Below are 19,686 nucleotides of genomic sequence, written 5' to 3' on the forward strand. Positions count from 1 at the left end.
AATAAGGCAATGTTAAATTTAACGTTGCCTTATTTTTTTACAGGCAATCCCCGCCTATGCCTGTATAAATCGTTTTCGTTTTCCTTGTTTAAGCTTGACGTATCTTTTATTACTACATTATACCATGTGTTTATACTTAAATTCCCCTCCTGGTCTATGTTGCAGATAACTTTTACAATTGTGTTTTTGTAGTATTTTATATACACGTAGCTATCAAACTGGCTGCTGCTATCGTTATTAATCCAAACCTCGTCGGGGTTCTTTATGGCATCTTCTAATCCCGGCAGGTATTTATACCTGTCTTTATAGTTTTCATTGTTGGGGTTTGTGTGTCCGTAAAGCCGGTTCTTTTCTATTACAACGTCCCTGTTGTTATAGTCTGTTAAAACCATTTTGCGGCTGCTAATTTTGTATTTTTCGTAAAATTGGGTAATAATATCCCGACTATCCGCCCCGGTATATGTTTCGGTAGCCTTAGCCTGCCGGTCTAAAATTGGCTGCATACCCCAATCGTCGTAGTACATTTGCCCAACATTATTTAACACCTTATCCGGTGTGCTGCTATACTGCTGGCTTTCTAAAAATACCTCTTTAGCGTTCGCCCTGTTAATGCCAAAGCCACTATTTACAGACCGCTCCCATTCTTTTGTATCAAAAAAATCAGATGCACGCTTGCGGCTGGTTTTTATTTCAGCTTCGGTTACTTCGCTTTCCAATACCGGGACAATGTAACACCTGCACCCCCAACCATTCGGCGGAAATAGCTTATTCCAAATAGGGTCATCCCACGGCAGCGTAATGCCGTGTAATTCCTGGTGTTCAACCCGTACTTTGTTATCAAGCTGGGTCATGTACCGCCAGTACTTAAATACTTTGGTTTGCCCCAATAGCCGGTAATATGTGGCAGCACTTTCGCCAACAGCATTGGCCGTTTGCCATTCGGTTAGTAAGTGCTGTTTATCCTTTACACCGTACAGCTTTTTTACCAGCCGGTAGAACTCGTCAAAATTGGACGTTTTACGGTATAACGCGTTTACCTCGGCGCTTTGTGCGGCTGCTTTTATAGCGCTAAACTGAAATAAATTTAGCTCCCATGCTGTTTGTATTTTGGGGTCGGTATAGCCGTATTCAAAGCCCAAGTCCGTTAGCTTAACTTGTTTGGGCTTTTCCTGCCAGCCTTTAACGAATGCCCCTAATAATGCCTCTGCATTACGAAAAAATAAATCGGGGTACATGAAATTTTTGCCTTTAGCCTGCCATACGGTTAGGGCAAAAGCCTTTATATCCATATCGGGTATGCTGGCTAACTTAATCGTGTGGGCTTCGCCACACTGGCACGCCCCGGCTATCGGCATTGCTGCTAATACCGGGGCTGGTTGAAAAAGCCGTAACAGACGCCGCCAGATACCCGGCTTTATGCTTAGTTCCTCTTTGTCGTCGCCGGGCTTTTGTGCAGTTTTTTTGCCCGAACGCCGGGGGGTACGTGCAATTTCTTCGGGGGTATTTTCGGGCAAATCTTCGTTTTCGCTATCGTCAAGGGCTTTTTTTAGCTCGTCGTAGTTATCGGGCTTTCTTACGCCGTATTCCTCGTAAAAAAAGTCGTCGTCTATCGGCACTTTTAAATCGTTACGCATTGATTTATGTACCTCGTAAGCCTCTTTGTTTAGCTTCTTTGTTTTCTTAAGTACAAAGGTTCCGCCCTTTGTGTCGAACCCGTGCGCTTTCAGAACTTTTATAAAACGGCTGTTCAGGTAACGGCGGACAAAAGTTAAATCCGTTTCGTTTTTCTTCTCGTCCTGTTCCTGATGAATTTCCGCCTGCGCATAACCGGACGACTTACTGCTGTCGGTTGTTTCGGTAGAGCCTAAAAGTACCTTGCTTATGTAGGCGTCCATTTTATCGGCAAACTTTGCCTGCAGGTCGCCGTTGGCATTTCCGGTATTGTTTTTAATATCGACTTTAGTGCCAGCAGGGCGGATAATTACACCGCCCCCGCCCATGTCTAAAATAGCTTTAGAAAGCTTTTGGCGCTGGCCTTCATCGAAGCCGTCCCATTCCGCGTCGATAATTCCCCGGCCGAATATTTCTATAAACTCCGCCCAATCGCTTATGTCGCCCCGCTTTAAAATGGCGTACATGCTGGCGGAAAGGAACAGCCCCAAATCGTCCGGCTTACCAAATTCCATAATGGTTTTTGCATAAATACCCTCACGGATGTTTATTCCCTCGTCGCCGTGCTGGTCAAACGCAATAACGCCCCGTTCCGGGCGCATGTGTTTTTTCGGGATGGAATAAACGGCAAATTCGTTTTGCTCATTGTCGTTTTTAAAAAACGTCGGTTCAACCATGCTGTAACCCCAAGCCTTACTGTTCATAATTTCAGTAAGCAAGTCGTCAAAACCGATGCAGTCAATCAGCTGGTTTATTTCCTCAACCGGGTTGCCGTCTTTGTCGGTAAACTGCCATTCGGCCGAGGTAACCGCATCTATGCGTTTCTGCCAAACGGCAATTACCTGCCCGTCGGTAGTGCTTATGTCGTGATATAGGTTGTAGAGTGCAACCCGGCGAGGGATTAAACTTTCTGCTGCCTTGGATGCGTTCCGCCAGTCGTCGAGGTCAACGCTTCTGCGGGTGTACGGCATTACCGTAATTTTCTGCACAACGGCAGGCTGGGCGTTGCCGTCTGCTGTTTTTTGGGGCTTAAAGCCAATGGTTGTTTCTGTGTAGCTCATAACTGAAAGTCTTTAGAAATAGTTCCCGCGTTTTGGACGGCTGGTGATAATGAACGGCGGTAAATCTTGCTCGCTTTCCGGCAGCGGCCAGCCCGCCGGGCTGATTTTACCCGCCTGTATTTTTTCCAGCCATTTAATGGCCAGTTGGTAGCGTTCTTTAGCAGCTTCGTATTCCACGCCGGGATTGGCAACGTTAATAAAATGCCACTTGGCGACGTCTTTCATAAAAAGCAACAGTGAGGCGTCCCGGTCGCCGCCTTCGGCAGCAAACAGGGCGTTAGTATCGAAGCGACTAAGGTAGCCGGTTGCTTCGCTAACGGCGGCCGCAATGGCCGAGTTAAGTAGCTGGACATCATTATCGCTAATAGCATCTATTGCCCCTTCGTAGATGTGCGTAAATAAATCTTCTTTGGTTAGAAACATGGTTATATGCGTTTAGAACCGCGTTTTGCGGTGTTTATGGTTTGAATGTTATCGATGTTATTTGCGGTGCGTTCGTCGAGCTTATAGATTGCACCCTCTACGGCATCGGGTCCGTCGTCATGCGCCCGGCTGGTTGGGCTAAGGGCTAAAAATTGCCCCTGCATGTTTTTCATGTGCTCGGTGTCCTTTTCGTCGATGTTGAATACAAGTTCACCGTTTCGGTTAAGGGGTTCTAACCGGCTTTCAATCCGATGGTATTTGTCGGGCTTGTCCCGGTCGTCTGGCTTGGGGTGTAAGCTAAGGTTATGGCGTTTGTTGGCTGCCGCAATTTCCTGCTTTATAGGTTCGTCTATCCACGGCCACTCGATGTCGAAATAGACGGGAACAAGTCCGTTAACAAACTTTAAAATTTCGTAGTTCCAGTCCAGCATCTCGCTGGTTGTGGTTTGGGCGCAAAAAACCTTAATAACGTGGTACTCGTTTTTCCAGCGTCCTACCAAAACGGTTGCCTTAAAGTCGCCTTTCTTTTTGTAGCTGGGGTCTGTATAGGCAACTAAAAACCGGTATTCGCGTAAAGGCCGGATTTTGCCATAATTGAGCTTTTTAAATACGCGACCCTCGGTTATCGGATTGTTATAGTATTCGCCCTGTATAGCCTTATAGCTAAGGTTACGTAAGGCAATGTCTATCATCTCCTCGGTGTTTTTTTGCGGCCATGTGGATTTGCCGTTTTTGTCGCGGATGTTGACTATTTTGTAATAGTCGGCGGCAGCCATTGCCCGGCTCATGCAGCAATCCTCGGCGATAATGTTGCCGTTGAAAATTACCAGTAAAGGCACTGATATAGACCGGGTAGGAATTAAAGCACGCTCTAACCAATCATATTTTTGTGCGACCGTTTCGGGGTTACGACAATCCTCGTCGGTATCGAAGTCGTCTACTATAATACCGTCCGGCCTAACCTCGTCGTTACGGCTACCGCGTGGCGACTGGCCTGCACCAATTGCCCTAAATGCTACTCCTTTAAGCGTGATAAATTCGCCATCGCTCCAACTGCCGTAACTGCGTTGTATACCATAGTCGTTAATTATACGCTCGTTTTTCTCTAAAATGGCTTTGTACGGGCGTAACAGCCTTACGGCATTATCATAGCTGTTTGACGCTAAAAACCAATTACGTTTTTTACCGGTAAGCGAAAGTTTTAACGCTTCCATCATGGTACGACCAGATTTGGAAAGCTCCCGGCTCCACGGTCTGGCCTCAAACCATTCCGGGTTTTTCATTATGCGCCGGGTGCTGGCCTTGTGAAAGTCTGCCGGTTCGGCGGTATAGAAATTGGCAAAATAGTATTTAAACCAAGTCTCGTCGTCGGCTTCAAGCCGTTCAATACGCTTTCGCTTGGCTAATTCGCTTTCGTCACGGTCTACCGGGTTATCCCGGTTCATATCCATAACGAATTTATCCCAATCAAACAGGGCTTGCCGTTCCGCGTGTGTTAAGCCCGTTTTCATCGCAATAAGGTTTTGATAAATACGTCCGCCCATTGGGTTATTATCCGGGCATCGTTCAGGTTTTCGGGGCGTACAAATTGTATTAGCTTGGTAAGGGCGTGTATTATTTCCTCGCGGCTGGCGTTGGTTTCAAGCTCCTTTATATCCTTAATCAGCTTGCGCCGTACATCGCCTAATTTGCTATCGGCAAAGCGCCGCCCTTCCGGCTGGTTTTTAATAAACTCTTGTATTTCGGTAAGCTCGTCCAGTAGGTCGCTCATACGTTCCTCACGGGTTAGCAGAAAGTTTTTTTTCAGGCTTTCCCACTTACCCTCGATAACCCATTTGCTTATGGTGTTTTCGCTTACCCCGACACGCTGGGCAAGTTCTTTTTGCAGCGTCAAACCCTCGCGGGTATACAAAATTTTAGCATGGCTTTTAACCCGCTCCAATTCCTCTTTTGTGAGCCGTTTTTTCATGTTTTTTTTGGTAGATGTAGCCCAAAATTGCACTTATAAAGAGGGGGGTAAAAACGCAGAAATTATATCATAGCAATAATTGCTATGATAACTAAAAACCAGTGCTATGATACAAATAGCGCATTTTTTAAGCCGTTTTAACCGCTTTACGTTTGTGCCAGCAATCAGCGAAAAAGCGACAAATGAAAAGGGCAAGCAAGCGTATTATTATCACATCGGAACAGGTTAATTATTACGGTTTCCGGGTGCTTACAGATGGCATAGAATTAAGTCAGTATAAAAAAAACCCGGTTATGCTGTGGATGCACACCCGTGCATTTTCTCCAAGCGAAAACGGCATACTTCCCCTTGGTAATGTGATTGAGCTAAAACGGGAAACGCATCCCGAATATGGAAAGGTTATAACCGGCCTGCCTGTGTTTGACGACACTGATGCATTTGCCATGCGTATTTACAAAAAGTACGAAAACGGCACTATTCGTATGGCTTCGTCCGGGCTTCGTCCTGTAGATTGGAGTGAGGAACCCGAATACCTTGTTCCCGGCCAGCGGGGCGCAACCCTTGTAAAATCTATCCTTGAAGAAATAAGCCTGTGCGACATCGGCGGTAATGACGATGCCCTGCAGGTTGCTCTTTACAACGACAACCGCGAATTAATTCAGCTTTCGCTGTCCGGCGAAAACGCCGCAATCCCGCTTATTAAACACCCTTTAATAGAAACAGAAATGAACAAAATCGAACTAACCGCCGCCAAAGCCGCGGCGCTGTTGGGCGTGAAGGAGTTAACCACGGCCGACGAATTTGAAACAAAGATTGCCGAGGTGGTGCAGTTGTCAGCCCGGCAGAAAACCCAAATTGAAACCCTTAGCCGCGAAAAGCAGGAAGCTTTAGACAAGCTTGCCGAAGCTGAACAAATCCAGCTGACTGCTAAAGTGGAAAGTTTGGTACAGGGTGCTGTAGATGCCCGCAAAATTACGGCCGACGAAAAGCCGATGTACGTGGAGCTTGCTAAAGCTAATTACGACAGTGTTGAAAAACTGCTGAGTGTAAAAGCAGGCACGCCGACCGTGCAGACCCAGCTGTCAGCAGGCAGTGCACAGACTGCTGGAAAATACACCGGCAAAACTTGGGACGACCTTGATAAATCCGGCCAGCTTATCCAGTTGAAGTCGGCGGACATTAACCTGTTTAAGCAGCTCTTTAAAGACAAGTACGGCAAAGATTACGCCGGTTAACTGACCCTACCAAAACACTTATTAAAAACATCTTAAAAAACACCTTTTAGATCATCTACCTATGAAAACTATTAAGTTAAAACCGGCAAACCTGTTGTATAACATCTTCGTGTTTATGCTTGTGTTTGCCTTTCTGGGCGTAAATATCGCCTATTCTGTACCGGCTGGCCTTGCAACTGGCGTAGCGCTGGGTTTTATCACTTCGCCTCAGGTTGTACTTTGGGCGGCCATCCAAAAGGACATTTGGCAAAACCATATAGAGGAAAACCTCTATAAAGACAATGCTTTTTTAAGCACGTTTGTACAAGTCGATAAAAGCTACATTGACGGTCGAAATGTACACATACCGCAAGCGGGTGCGGCCAGCGCTGTCAAGAAAAACCGTACCACCTTACCGGCAGAGGTTAAACAGCGTACCGACACGCCAACCAGCTACCAGATTAACGAGTTTACCAGCGACCCGATTTTAATTCCCAACGCCGATACGCACGAGCTTAGCTATGACAAGCGTAACAGCGTATTGCGTGAAGATAGCGCAAAGCTGGCCGAGGAAGTAGCCGAGGACGTTTTGTTAAGTATGGTTAAAGCGGCTATTGGTACTACTACTGCTTTGCCTGCCGGTAATATTTTAAGCACTACCGGCGATGCTGTAGCAGCAACCGCCCCCGGTGCTACCGGCAACCGTAAGGCCTATAAGCTGGGCGATTTGCAACGGGCACAAAGTTTCTTTATCCGCAAGAAACTTTGGACAGAGGGGCGCATGTACGCTATTATTACCGGCGAAGCTGCTGCCCAAATGTTCCCGGCAGAAAGCCAGGTAACTGCCACTTATATGGCTGCTGTTAGCGAGGCCGAGCGCAGGGGTGGTATTATGTACAGCGCTTACGGGTTTAAGATTATGGTGCGCAGTACCGTATTTGTGTTGGATAATACCGGAGCGTTTAAACCGCTTAGCGCCGAGGGTGCTGCAACTGACAATGAGGGTATTGTGTTCTACAATGGCAATTGCATGGAGTTTGCTATGGGCGATGTTAAGTTTTTTGAAAAAACCGATGACCCAACCTATTACGGCGACGTGTATAGCTTCTTAGTGCGTTGCGGCGCACGTGCAAGGCGTGAAAATTTCGACGGGGTGATGGTGATTAAACAAGCTGCCACCGCCTAACAATAAACAGGTTAATTAACAATAGCGGGGAGGCCGAGTGCCACCCGCTTAACCTTTAAACAACGTGAAAAATTATTTTGTCCGCTTGCTTCAAACGTTTGACTATTCCAGCATATTGGAATTTGTACAAAGCCTTGCACCAAGCAGCAAGTATAAGCTAACAACGGCCAGCCTGTTTATAAGCACAACAGCGCCGGTAATAGACCGCTTATTTGGGTTAGACACCTACGCTTTTTGCGCCTTAATTGTGGTATTTCTGGCCGAGCTTGTAAGTGGTATTTGGGCTTCGCATATACGTGGGGAGGTGTTAAGCAGTATGAAGCTAAGCCGCTTTACGTTTAAATGTGCCTATTACCTGATATTGATTGCCGTGCCTTACCTGCTAAGCACCAGCTTTACCGCACACGGTAAAGACGTAGCGGCGGCATTGTTTGACTGGCTGCACATATTTTTTGTGGCGCAAATAACACTCGAAAACATGGTTTCGATACTCGAAAACCTAAGCGTAATAAGCGGTAAAGACAAAACGCACTGGATAAGCAAGATACAGGACAAAATTAACTCCCTATTAAACTAACGCTATGAAAATAGACATTGCAGGTAAAACCTTTCTGTTTAACGAGGAGGGGTTACGTTTAAAAGCCTATAAAGATAGTGCAGGAGTGTGGACTATAGGCATAGGCTGCACTTATTACCCTGATGGCCGAAAGGTAAAAGAGGGCGATACCATAAGTAAAGAACAAGCTTATAACTTGTTTGATAATGTGGTAAGAAATTACGAGGCTGCCGTTAACAACGGTGTAAGATTGCCTTTAACACAAAACCAGTTTAATGCACTGGTAAGTTTTTGCTATAACGTTGGTGTGGCTGGCTTTAGCAATTCAACGCTATTGCAGCGAATTAACAGCCGGGCAAATGAGGAGCAAATACGGCAGCAATTTAACCGCTGGATTACCGCCGGAGGCCAAGTAAGTAAAACCCTTGTGGAGCGCCGTAAGCGTGAAGCAAACCTATTCTTTAAGCCATGAGACCGATACAAGTGCAATTAATAAAGCTGTTGGTTTTTGCGGCTATGTTAATACTGGCCTTAGCCGGTTGCGGCGTACGCAAAAAGGCGGTTAAAACCGTGTTGCAGACCGTAACGCTGAACGATAGCTTAAGCAACCGACATACCGTTAGCAGCCTGCAAACCGACTACTACGGCGACAGCCTTACCGGTGTGTTTGCCGTTGCCGACAGTACCGGAACCGACAGCGGGGAGTTTACCAGCAACGGTATTAAGGTAAAGCTAAAGGTTACTGGCGGTAAGCCGGGTACTAAGGTTAACTATACCGCCGAGGCCGTGCCGGTTGCCCGGTCAAAGCTCACGGTTAGCAGCGAAGAAAATACCCAGGTGCGGCGTGCGCAAAGCGTAAGCCAAACCACCGAAAAACAACTATCTGTAAAACGCCCGCCGGTATGGGTGTGGCTGGCCGCCGTAGTGGCTGCCGCCCTGCTAATCTGGTGGGTAATTGAAAAACTACTATGAAAAACGAGTTCTTAGAACGGCTAAAAGATTTTTTTGCCAAAAACGAGGGCGAAGACAAGGTCTACGCCACCAGCGACGGTAATTTATTCCGTGCAAAACATTACGCCGAAAGTTGGGCGTCTGGTCTGAAAGATAAGGCGGTTACCACCTACTATAAGGCAATTGTAGAAAAATTCGGCGATAAGCTCGCCGACACACCCGGCGAAGCCGACCCGGCCAATGGTGACAAAAAACCGGCTGATAATACCGACCCTGCATCTACCGAAAACGCAGACAAGTCCAAACCTGCCGATAATACCGGCGAAGCCGACGGCGACAAAGACAAATCCGAAAAATCAGCCGACGACGAGCGGGCGGCACTGGTGAAACGCTACATTGAATTGTACGACAGCAAGCCAAGCAATTTTATGAAAACGGAAAACATCGCCGCCAAAATTGCCGAAAAGGAAGCCGAGTTAAAGGCAGCCGAAAAGGCAAGCAAGTAATTAACAAAAACCCCGCGAAAGTGGGGTTTTAACAGATTTTAAAACCATTTAAAAGCAATTTAAAATGTATTCATTCGGAATGAAGTCGATTAAAATCGGCGAAATTGCAGTAGATGGCGGAGCCGCTACTGTATTAACCGTACCGGGTCAGGTTAGGGAAAATACCATTAAGGTAACGCCCGCCGCTCCAACCGATACGGAATTTTATGCCGAGGGCGAAAGTACCCCGGCCATTGTACAAACTAAAAAGGGTATTACCGCCCTTGACTTTGACCTGTTAACGTTTGACCCGGAAATTATTGCCGACCTAACCGGCGGTACAACTACCGGCGAAGCGCCAAACATACTATACCACGAGGCGGCAGGTGTTGTAACCGTTGAGCGTACCATAGAGATTACAGACTTGCAAGACAATGTTTGGCTGTTTCCACGGGTAAAAATTACCGCGTCATTAGTAGGTACGTTTACCACTACTGATGTGAACATTGTACGTATTAACGGTAAAGTGTTACTGCCAACCAAAGCGGGCGTAGCTCCATTAACATACGGTAAACCAGCGGCATAATATGGAGACGGAAATTAAAGCCGCCGAAACGCTGTTAAACCAAGGGCAGCCGATACCCATCGGCGCCCCTTGGTTATTTAGGCTATTCGGTAAAAAGCACCTGATTGTACGCGTAAAGCAGCCCAGCGCCGGAACGATGTTACGCGTAACCCGCCTACGTTTAAGCATGGGGGTAACGGACGATTTTTTAGCCAATATAACCGTTGATGACGCCTTAAAGCTACAGGTAAAGCATACCGGTACGGTTAGCAAAATGACCGCTTTGCTTTTGCTTGGCGGCAAAAAACGGGGCTGGCTGTTTGGCCGCCTGCTGGCTAAATACCTACAGGAAGCCATGCCCTTTAACGCTATGCTGCACATTATGCAGGTTGTGGTACTTGGCGGCGGTATAGCGGATTTTATCGATTTTATCAGGTTGACACGGACAATGAGATTGACCGAACCGACCATGAGCCAACAGACGCAAAAGAGGAGTTAAAAGCCGTAGGCTTACATAGCCTCTTTGGACTTATTTACCTGATAGCCGAGAAAACCGGCTGGGATTACGAAAAAATTTTGTGGCGTATGCCCTGGGTAACCTTGCGCATGATGCTGGCCGACGCCCCCGGCATGAAGTGGGTAAAAAAAGAACCGCAAACCGTGCAAGGTGATGAGCTTGCCAAAATATTAGGTTTATGAGTGCCGATTTAGAATTAGGTGTAGACTTTAAACTAAACACCCCGGAAGCAACCGCCGAGGCTGCCAAAATACGCGACCAGATTAAGGGCGTGGGTTTTGATGCCGAGGCGGCCGCCCGGAAGGCTGTGTCTGGTTTTAATGGCCTGCAAAATTCAATTAACCAAATTACCCGGGAATTACCCGCCTTTACCTATTCGGCGCAAACCAGGTTTATGGCAATCGCTAACAACATCCCGATTTTAATTGACCAGATAAGCCGCCTGCGTAAAGAAAACGCCGACCTTGCCGCCAATGGGCAAAAGGGTATACCGGTATGGAAGCAACTGGCAAGCGGCCTGTTTAGTTGGGGCACGGCCTTATCGTTGGGTATTACCCTAATGACGGTTTACGGCAAAGAGATAGGGGATTTCTTTGTATCGCTGTTTAAGGGCAAGGAGGCTATAGACAAGGCAAAACTTAGTTTTGAGGCTCTTAGCGATAGTATGAAGAATACCAAGTTTAAAAGCGCTATAACTGATGTGCAGGCCATGAAAACTAATATAGATTTGGCTAAGCAGGGATTTTTAGATAAAAAGAAAGTGTTAGAGGAGTATAATAACACACTTGGCAAATCGCTGGGCTTGGTTGATAACCTTTCGAAAGCTGAAAAGAACATAGCGGATAAAGCGCCTGCATTTATTGAAATGACTTTAAAAAAGGCTATTGCCGAAAAGGCGGCGGCTAAATATGCAGATGCCTTGATAGAAGCCCGTATGGCAAAGAATAAAAGCGATAGCGATGCCCTAACAACTTGGGATAAAGTTATGGATGTTCTTAATAGAAATGCCGGGGCTGTTGGTGGCCCCGGGTCTATCGCCCCCGTGGATGTTGACAATATTAATAAACAAGCCGATATAATACGAAAGAAACAGGCAGATAAACGGCGAAAAGATGAAGAAACTGAAAAAAACAAAGTCGCCGATTTTTACAAATCAATTTCGGAAGAATATGAAAAAGGCGCTTCTGAAATTGCTAAGGCTTTTAACATTAATCCATTCGGTGACAATAAAAATACCGGCATACAGCAACAGCAATTAGATACCCTGCTTTCTGGCCGTAAAAGTGTGCTGGATAAAATTGCCGCTTTAGATGCCGAATACGCCCGTAAAAGCTACACAAAAGACGAGGAGGAGTTACAAGCGCTTAAAGAGAAGTTTGCCCGCGTAAGGCAGATTATAGCCGACGAAAACGAAAAGCTAAAAAAATACAACGCCGACCCAAAGAACAAAAACAAGGCAGCGTTAATCGATGCCAGCGTATTAGACCCCGTAGAGCAAAGCGCTACCGGCGATTTACTTTACCGCCAAGATACCGAAAAACTAAAAACCGAGCTTGAACGGCAAAAACAATTATTTGCCGACTTTGAGAAGTACCGGGCGGACTTTGGCGAAGAAAAAGCAAAAGAGCGGTACGGCAGTGAAAAGGCGCAGTTTGATAAATACAGCGATTATTTAAAAAGTAAGCTGGCTTTGACTATGGGCGGCATTATCGGCCTGCCGTCCGGCGCCCAGACCGAGCGCCTCAACCTGTTAGGAGCCGGTGTAACCAGCGCCTTAAAGGACGAGCAAAAAGAACACGACGCCCTTGTTAAAGAGTTTCAGACTTACGCCGAAAAACGCTTGCTTTTACAGCAGGAGTATTTACGCAAAGCTGCCGAACTGCGGGCGTCCGGCAAGGATGAGGAGGCAGACAATGCAATAAACAAAGGCGACGAAGCTGTAACGAAGTTAGACGAGGAAAACATAGCCAAATGGGCAAGCTACAAACGCCTGTTTGATAACGTTGCTAAGCTATCTAAAAAACAGACCTTAGACGCAATAGACGGCTTTAAAAAGGAATTACAAGCCGCCGATATAACCGGCAAAGCCCGTACCGATATGCTTAAAAAGCTTGACGGCTTGACCGAGGGCTTAAGCAAAAAAAGCGGTAAGGGTTTAGACGGTCTGGTAAACGATTTTCAGGCCCTTGCCTCAACCTTTGGTAGCATAGACGAACGCACCGGGCACATTGCCGAAACGCTGGCTAATGCAGTTAAAAGCTACGTTGACGTTCAGAAAAATATAGACAAACTGAATGATAGCAGTACCGATACCGTGGGCAAAATTTCTGCCGGTTTGGGTGTGCTGGGTGCTGGCGTGGGTATTATTAAGGGTATTGTCGGTTTATTCGACCGGTCAGAAGCACGGGCAGCCCAGGAATCTTATGAGCGGGAAATGCAATTAAAGCAGGTCGAGGCTGTAACCAAAGCCCTGCAAAGGCAAATCGACGCGGCAAACGAGGCGTACGGAACCGAAAAGCTGGAAAAGTACGCAAGCGCTTTACAAAGCCTGCAAGACGAAAGCGATAAGGCAAAAAAGCAATTGCAGGGCTTATACCGGATTACCGGCGAAGATAAAGTTGTTGATAATATTATTGCAAAATATAACAGCGGTGAATGGTCTCTAAAAGTGATTAAGAATCAGGCCGGGGTGGTTGGTGGTGACTGGAAAAAAGCATTTGATATAATTAACTCCGGTACTACGGCATGGACGGACGACTTGGAAGCCCTGCAAAAGCTAATCGATACTGGCAAGCTCGACGAAAAGACGGCCAAAATTGCACAGTCGTACATCAACATGCAAAAGCAGATCAGCGAGGCTAACAATGCTATCAAAGAACAACTAACAGGCGTAGGCTTTGATGAACTGGCCGATAGCATTATCGACATGTTCGCAAAAGGCACAATAGCCGCCGAGGACTTTGCCGGTAATTTCGAGGAGCTTATTAAAAAGTCCATTATTAACAGCTTTAAAACAACAGCTATTAAAGCCCAACTACAGGATTTTTACAATCAATTTTCTGCCTTTGCTGACAGTGATAGCCAGCTAACTGAGCAGGAAATAGCTGCTTTAAAAACGCAATACGATAAAATTATAGCAGACGGCACGGCCAAGTTTAACCAACTGCAACAGGTAACAGGCGTAAGTTTTACCAGTACCAGCACGGCAACAGATAACACGCTTTCCGGCGCTATTAAAGGTATTACCGCCGAGCAAGCCGATTTACTTGCCGGGCAGTTTGGCGGCCAGCGTATCGCCACATTAGAGGGTAACGAAATTGCCCGTAATGGCTTCGCAGCCATGAGCCAAACCGGCGGCGAGCAACTGGCGGTAATGCGTATGCAATACGCCACACAGCAGGAAATAGCGGCCAATACCTTACGTACCGCAAATAATACCGATAGGCTATACGCTATTGAGATTTCGCTGTCCAGCATCGATAAAAAAATTAACAATTCCGGCAACGTAAGCCGGGCAATGGGAGGTTAATAAATGGCACATCTATTTAAAATAAACAACGTTGATGCGGCTACCTATGGCCTGATGTTTTTGCAGGGTACATATAAGGAGCTTTTAAAACTGGCTAAACGTAAACCCGGCGTAGAAACCAATTGGAACGACGAAAACGGTACAGAACGTGACGATGAGCAAACCGTGTTTGAAAGCCGGATTTTAAACATCCCGGTACTTTTAAAAGGCAACGACACGGCCGACTATATAGCAAAGCTGCAAGCCTTTAAGGAATTGATAGAAACCGCCGGATACTTCAACTTTAAGGCTTACGGCATCAACAGGCAATATACGCTACTGTACAGCGATGTAAGCAACTGGCAGGATTACGGAAGTATAGCATCCTTTAACCTGGTACTAATCGACGATTACCCCGCCACCATAACACCTATTGACTAATGGCAACTACCTATAACATATATCGTCCCGGTGCGCCCGCCACACTCGTTAAAGCTGTAAAGCCAACCGGCCAGCAGCAACGCGAAGCAATGGGCGTTGACATAGTCGACATGCAGTTTACGTTATCCGAATATGTAGACTTTCGCATAAACGATTATGTTACCGTTTATGGGCGTACATACAAATTAAACCTATCGCCAAGCGTAGAGAAAAAAGGCAACCGACGGTTTGAATATACCTTGCAGTTTGAGGCCGAATTTTACGATTTGGCTAAAGTGCAATTGCAGTTCCTTAACCCGGACAACGACTTGTTAGAGCCGGTGTTTAGCTTAATGGGCAATGCCGCTACCATTGTCGGTCTGATAGTTGAAAATATAAACCGGGCTTACCCCGGCGCAAATTGGACGGTTGGCGTAGTAGACGAAACCGATTATCAAAACTTTACCTATTCGGCGCAAAACTGCTTGCAGGCGCTGCACGATTTAGCCAGCACGTTTAGTACAGAATTTTGGATAGAGAACAAAACTATCCATTTGCAACGCCGTGAACAGGCCAGCGAATTAACATTTGAATACGGCAAAGGCAACGGCCTGTACAATATCAAGCGGCAGAATAAAACCAATGCTAATATTGTTACCCGGCTTTACGTGCGTGGCGGTAGTACCAATTTGCCGCCCAATTACGGCGCTAACAGCTTATTGCTGCCGGACGGTGCTACCTATATACAAGATAACGGCAAAGTAGCCCTTTACGGTCTTATTGAAGCTACGCAAATATTTCCCGACATATTCCCGCAACGTGTTGGAACTATTACCGGCGTTGTGGCCGGGGCTGGCAACTGGAAGTATTTTAGCGATAGCGAAATGGATTTCGATATTAACGCCCAGCTTGCGCCGGGGCTTGACGCTAAAGTGACTTTTCAAACCGGGCAATTAGCCGGTTATACCTTTACTATATCTAACTACAACGCCGCTACAAAGCAGTTTACCATAAACAAAAACACGGACGAAACGGCAATCGACGTGCCGTCAGACCTGTTACGTCCGGCGGTTGGCGATAAGTATATTATTGTCGATATTATTATGCCCGAAAGCTACGTAATAGAGGCGCAAAACAAGTTAGCTGCCGCCGGTAATGCCTACTATAATCAAAACAGCGAACCGGCGTTTTTACTCGAATATGCCGCCACTTGCGATCGTCTGTTTATCAAACAAAATGCTGTTGATGTTCAATTAGGCAATACGGCAACGCTGTATGATGGCGATATGGGGCTAAACGTGGAGCTTCGTATAGCGAAGTACACCCGCGACCTGCAAGACGAAAATAATTACACCGAGGTAGTTTGGAGCGATACCATAGGCGCAAACGAAATTGTTCGCCAATACCAGCAGCAACAAAAAACGCTGCAACTGCTTGAAAGTAGCGGCCTGCTGGATATAAATCAGCTTCGTAAAAACTTATTCCTTAACCGCCTGAGCGAACAGGACGGGTATTTGTTACTTTCCGGCACAAAGGTAAAGGCGGGCATTGCCGATTATGCCCCCGAAGCTGGGCATAGCTTATTAAGCGATTACGCCGCCGACAGTGACAAATGGGACGGCAACCAATTTGCCGACTACCTAAACCAGCCGGTTAAAACCGATAGCGACGTGCGTGTAAAATCGCTTACCTCAACCGAATTTGTAAGCGGCTTAGCCGGTAGCGGGTTTAAAGTAGACGAAGCCGGTAACGCTACATTCGACAGCCTTACGGTTCGTAAACAGTTCAATGTTTACGAATTAGTAGTTAATAAGATACGCAGCACAAACGGGGCTATTGCCGTAACAGATACCGGTAAAATAATCGAGTGCAATTATCTGTTTAGTAACTATTATGCCCTAAAATTTGATGATGGTTTTACACTCTCATTTGACGATGTTGTAAGATGTCAGGTGTTTAACGGCACTTCGCAAAAATATTATTGGGGTAGAATTGTCGATTTAGAAGCCGGGTATTATTGGTTGGAATTAAATGAGGGCGACACCCCGGCGGTTGGTGATGAACTGGTACGCTTCGGAAATAGTTATGATACCGACCGGCAAGGCTTATTGTATCTTACTGCCAGCGATACCAATGCGCCTTACTTAGATGTGTTAGACGGTGTTACCAGTAGCAACCTAACCGGTAAAACAAAGGTACGCTTAGGGCGCTTAGATGGCATTACCGACGCCGACTTTGGCGCCCTTAGCGGTTATGGATTGTACGGCGAAAATGTCTACCTGAAAGACGGGCATTTTAAAGGCGTGGTGGAAGTTACGGGCGGGAATGCGGAAACTACTGCCGGGGCGCAAAGTAAAGCCGATGCCGCCCAAAGCGCAGCTATTTCAACCGCTGCTGCCGATGCTACCGGCAAGGCCAACGCGGCGCAAAGTAACGCCATAGATGCCGCCGCAAGTGATGCCACCAGTAAAGCCAGCGCCGCACAAACCGCCGCCATTCTGGCCGCCGCGGCTGATGCGCAAAGCCGCGTCGATGCCGTGCAGGTTGGCGGTAGGAATTTAATTCGCAATTCGATTTTTGCAAACGGTATAGAAAATGTATTCCCAAACAAAGACGTAACAATAAGCAATATTGACGGGGTGCTTCATGTGATTAGTAATCAAAATAGTTCAACGCCCGGCTTTTACATGTATTTTACAACGCCGTTAATACCAGGACAAACCTACACGCTAAGTCTAAAAATAAAATCAACGGTGTCTATTTTGTTAGCATTCTCACCGTCGGCGCCGATATGTCAGCTAAACGTATCTACCGAATACAGCATAGTAACTACACAAATTGTACCTACCAATGCCGATACATGGGTATATGTTCTTTTTACTACCCCGGATATAGGCGATTATATAGATATTGATTGGGTTAAGTTTGAAAAAGGTAACAAAGCTACCGACTGGACGCCCGCCCCCGAAGATATAGATGCCGGTATAACAAACGCACAAGCCGCCGCCGATGCTGCTGCCGCCGCAAATACGGCTTTAGTGGCCAGCCTTAGAAGTTTGGCTTACGAGGACGTTGTAGAAGTGGCAAAATTGGGCAATACGGTCATAGACGGCGGCAAGGTAAAAACCACGCTTTTAGACGTCGACTGGATACAAGCCAGCGTAGTAACATCTACTTACATCAACGCCCTTGCACTGGATGCAACCGCAATCAAGTCCGGCACGATAGACGCCGCCCGGCTCAACGCTTCGCAAATAGTTTCAGATGGCGGCGGGGCTACAACGGGTTATGTAGATACGGCGGTAGATAATGTGCAGGTTGGGGGTAGGAATTACCTTAAAAACAGCCGTTTTCTAAGTGGGTTTACAGGGTGGAATAGTAACTCTGGAAAAGAAATGTTGGAAATAATACCTGGCGGAGTGCGAGTTACATTAACAGATACCGTTAATGGTGGCGGAATATACAACACTGTTTTGACAATGCCAGCAGGTCAGACAGTGTTTTCGGCTAAGGTTGTTAATTACGGCTGTAGCCGGGTGTTTCTTTACAACAATGTCACGCTTAGTAGTGCTGACTTAGTGGGTGATTCCGGAATAATTAGTTTACCGTTTATCAACGATGGGAGCTCTTTATTCCTTGTTCTGGCGCAAGGTGATGCCGGTGATTATTTCGAAATAGAATGGACAAAAGCGGAAAGTGGCAACAAAGCAACCGACTGGACACCAGCCCCCGAAGATGTAGCGGCAGATATAACCAGCGCACAAGCTGCCGCCGATGCCGCCGCCGCCGCAAATACGGCTTTAGTGGCCAGCTTAAAAAGTTTGGCTTACGAGGACGTTGTAGAGCTTGGCAAGTTAGGAACTACCATAATAGACGGCGGATACATTAAAAGCAGTCTGTTAGATGCCGATTATATCAAATCCAACATCATTAACGCAGCCTACATTCAGGCGCTCGATATAGTCGCTACCACGGTAGCGGCAACCACGGGACATATAGGCGTTTTAGAAATTGGCACGAATGATTTGCACATGGGCGATGATAGTGCCTGGACTGCTGGCACAAATTACATAACACTGGCCGAAAGCTATTTTCTATACAGAGTTAACGGTGAAACAGCACCCAACAAACGCGAAATAGCATTTGATTTGTATAGCAACTACGGCGGTAGCAGCGATACAATCACGTTCCGGATTGAAAACACAACAGAAAACACCGGAATATTTGCCGGACAAAATATAGCGCTATACCTAAAGGCTGCTAACAGTACTAAGTCAAACGGTAATGTGTCTTTATATATCGAAAGCGGCGGCATTATATGGAATGCCGCTGCTATACAACACATAAACGATGCCGGGGTAAGTACAAGCGACGTACAATACGTTTGCCGCCATAACACTACAGGAAAACTTTATAGACGTTCATAATGGAAACAAAAAAAATAGCAATTAACCTCAACGAGGTTGAGGTTAAAGACCTAAACGGGCAGCTTTTCAAAATAGAAGATTTAGCTAAAAATACAGCCAATAAAATATTTATGGCAGCTTCTACCATAGAGGTAAGCGACATTGCCCGCACGTTGCACAAAGGTGAAACCGCCAACGTAACCGAGCAGGAGTTAGAAGAAATTTTAACGATTGTGCAGTTAGCGGCCTATTACAAGCCGTGGGTGCAAACCCAAATCACAGAATATTTATCAAAAAAATATCAACAAATCAAAAAACAGGAGGAAACAAAAAATGGCAAGGACAAACACTAAAATCGTAAGCAAATATTACGATAACATGCAGCAAGATAGCTGGAATTTAGGTTTTGAGTACGAAAGCGAAAACGGCAACCCGCCCTCGGCAATTAAGGCACAGGGCGCCAAGCAGCAACAAACGGTATTTATCAATAAGGCAAACAACCAGGTGCAAGTAATCTTTTCAAACGGAGAATACGATGCCGATTTAGTGGCCGCCGTTGCAGCCGAGTTTACAGCCATTGCCGCACAATTCGCACCCGAACCGGTAGAGGGGGAATAAAAAAAGCCCCTGACTTTGTTTGCCTATGTTTCTGACGCAGTAGGCAAACAATAAAGGTACGGACATACCAAGCCAAGGGCTAAGGCCTTTGTGTTAGGTATGTCCGTACCTTTTTTATTGCGTCAGAGCCACAAAT

General features: G+C 46.4%; 17 protein-coding genes. 13 read left to right on the plus strand and 4 right to left on the minus strand.

Going from position 1 to position 19,686, the window contains the following annotated elements:
- Positions 1-29: 29 nt before the first annotated feature.
- Genes FW774_RS17310 through FW774_RS17325 form a run of 4 tightly spaced genes read right to left on the minus strand, consistent with a single transcriptional unit; the run spans position 30 to position 5,124 of the window.
- A complete protein-coding gene (locus FW774_RS17310; protein ID WP_149349480.1) occupies positions 30-2,732 on the minus strand; it encodes a DUF935 family protein in 2,703 nt (900 codons plus the stop codon).
- A gap of 12 nt (positions 2,733-2,744) precedes the next feature.
- On the minus strand, positions 2,745-3,155 hold the full coding sequence (locus FW774_RS17315) for a phage protein Gp36 family protein (RefSeq protein WP_149349481.1): 411 nt from the start codon (positions 3,153-3,155) through the stop codon (positions 2,745-2,747).
- A gap of 2 nt (positions 3,156-3,157) precedes the next feature.
- The gene (locus FW774_RS17320) at positions 3,158-4,666 is read right to left on the minus strand and encodes a hypothetical protein (RefSeq protein ID WP_149349482.1); all 1,509 of its coding nucleotides are present in this window, start codon (positions 4,664-4,666) and stop codon (positions 3,158-3,160) included.
- Positions 4,663-5,124 carry a YfeC-like transcriptional regulator gene (locus FW774_RS17325; RefSeq protein WP_149349483.1) on the minus strand — a complete coding sequence of 154 codons (462 nt, stop codon included), beginning with the start codon at positions 5,122-5,124 and terminating at the stop codon, positions 4,663-4,665. The genes FW774_RS17320 and FW774_RS17325 overlap by 4 nt, the downstream gene beginning before the upstream one ends.
- Positions 5,125-5,306: 182 nt before the next feature.
- Here FW774_RS17325 and FW774_RS17330 point away from each other — a divergent pair, with 182 nt between their 5' ends.
- The 13 genes from FW774_RS17330 to FW774_RS17390 all read left to right on the plus strand — a co-directional run bounded on the left by FW774_RS17330 (position 5,307) and on the right by FW774_RS17390 (position 19,550).
- Entirely contained in the window at positions 5,307-6,359 is a 1,053-nt protein-coding gene (locus tag FW774_RS17330; protein ID WP_149349484.1) for a hypothetical protein, read from the plus strand.
- A gap of 61 nt (positions 6,360-6,420) precedes the next feature.
- Positions 6,421-7,524 carry a hypothetical protein gene (locus FW774_RS17335; RefSeq protein ID WP_197739878.1) on the plus strand — a complete coding sequence of 368 codons (1,104 nt, stop codon included), beginning with the start codon at positions 6,421-6,423 and terminating at the stop codon, positions 7,522-7,524.
- 64 nt (positions 7,525-7,588) lie between these two features.
- Positions 7,589-8,101 carry a phage holin family protein gene (locus tag FW774_RS17340; RefSeq protein WP_149349485.1) on the plus strand — a complete coding sequence of 171 codons (513 nt, stop codon included), beginning with the start codon at positions 7,589-7,591 and terminating at the stop codon, positions 8,099-8,101.
- Between the two features lie 4 nt (positions 8,102-8,105).
- A complete protein-coding gene (locus tag FW774_RS17345; RefSeq protein ID WP_149349486.1) occupies positions 8,106-8,552 on the plus strand; it encodes a lysozyme in 447 nt (148 codons plus the stop codon).
- Positions 8,549-9,052 carry a hypothetical protein gene (locus tag FW774_RS17350; RefSeq protein WP_149349487.1) on the plus strand — a complete coding sequence of 168 codons (504 nt, stop codon included), beginning with the start codon at positions 8,549-8,551 and terminating at the stop codon, positions 9,050-9,052. Before FW774_RS17345 ends, FW774_RS17350 begins: the two co-directional genes overlap by 4 nt.
- Complete coding sequence (locus FW774_RS17355; RefSeq protein ID WP_149349488.1) at positions 9,049-9,537, plus strand: hypothetical protein; 489 nt, start codon at positions 9,049-9,051, stop codon at positions 9,535-9,537. The genes FW774_RS17350 and FW774_RS17355 overlap by 4 nt, the downstream gene beginning before the upstream one ends.
- Before the next feature lie 79 nt (positions 9,538-9,616).
- The gene (locus FW774_RS17360; protein ID WP_149349489.1) at positions 9,617-10,102 is read left to right on the plus strand and encodes a hypothetical protein; all 486 of its coding nucleotides are present in this window, start codon (positions 9,617-9,619) and stop codon (positions 10,100-10,102) included.
- 1 nt (position 10,103) lies between these two features.
- Positions 10,104-10,580, plus strand: coding sequence for a hypothetical protein (locus tag FW774_RS17365; RefSeq protein ID WP_149349490.1), 477 nt, complete (start codon positions 10,104-10,106; stop codon positions 10,578-10,580).
- Positions 10,581-10,776: 196 nt separating this feature from the next.
- Entirely contained in the window at positions 10,777-14,127 is a 3,351-nt protein-coding gene (locus FW774_RS17370) for a hypothetical protein (RefSeq protein ID WP_149349491.1), read from the plus strand.
- 3 nt (positions 14,128-14,130) lie between these two features.
- Complete coding sequence (locus FW774_RS17375) at positions 14,131-14,547, plus strand: hypothetical protein (RefSeq protein ID WP_149349492.1); 417 nt, start codon at positions 14,131-14,133, stop codon at positions 14,545-14,547.
- The gene (locus tag FW774_RS17380) at positions 14,547-18,953 is read left to right on the plus strand and encodes a phage tail protein (RefSeq protein WP_149349493.1); all 4,407 of its coding nucleotides are present in this window, start codon (positions 14,547-14,549) and stop codon (positions 18,951-18,953) included. Before FW774_RS17375 ends, FW774_RS17380 begins: the two co-directional genes overlap by 1 nt.
- On the plus strand, positions 18,953-19,285 hold the full coding sequence (locus tag FW774_RS17385; RefSeq protein ID WP_149349494.1) for a hypothetical protein: 333 nt from the start codon (positions 18,953-18,955) through the stop codon (positions 19,283-19,285). Before FW774_RS17380 ends, FW774_RS17385 begins: the two co-directional genes overlap by 1 nt.
- Positions 19,266-19,550 (plus strand): hypothetical protein, encoded by a 285-nt coding sequence (locus tag FW774_RS17390; protein WP_149349495.1) that lies wholly within the window; start codon positions 19,266-19,268, stop codon positions 19,548-19,550. Before FW774_RS17385 ends, FW774_RS17390 begins: the two co-directional genes overlap by 20 nt.
- The last annotated feature ends 136 nt before the right edge of the window (positions 19,551-19,686 follow it).

It is taken from the genome of Pedobacter sp. BS3 (assembly GCF_008274585.1).
Taxonomy (GTDB): Bacteria; Bacteroidota; Bacteroidia; order Sphingobacteriales; family Sphingobacteriaceae; genus Hufsiella_A.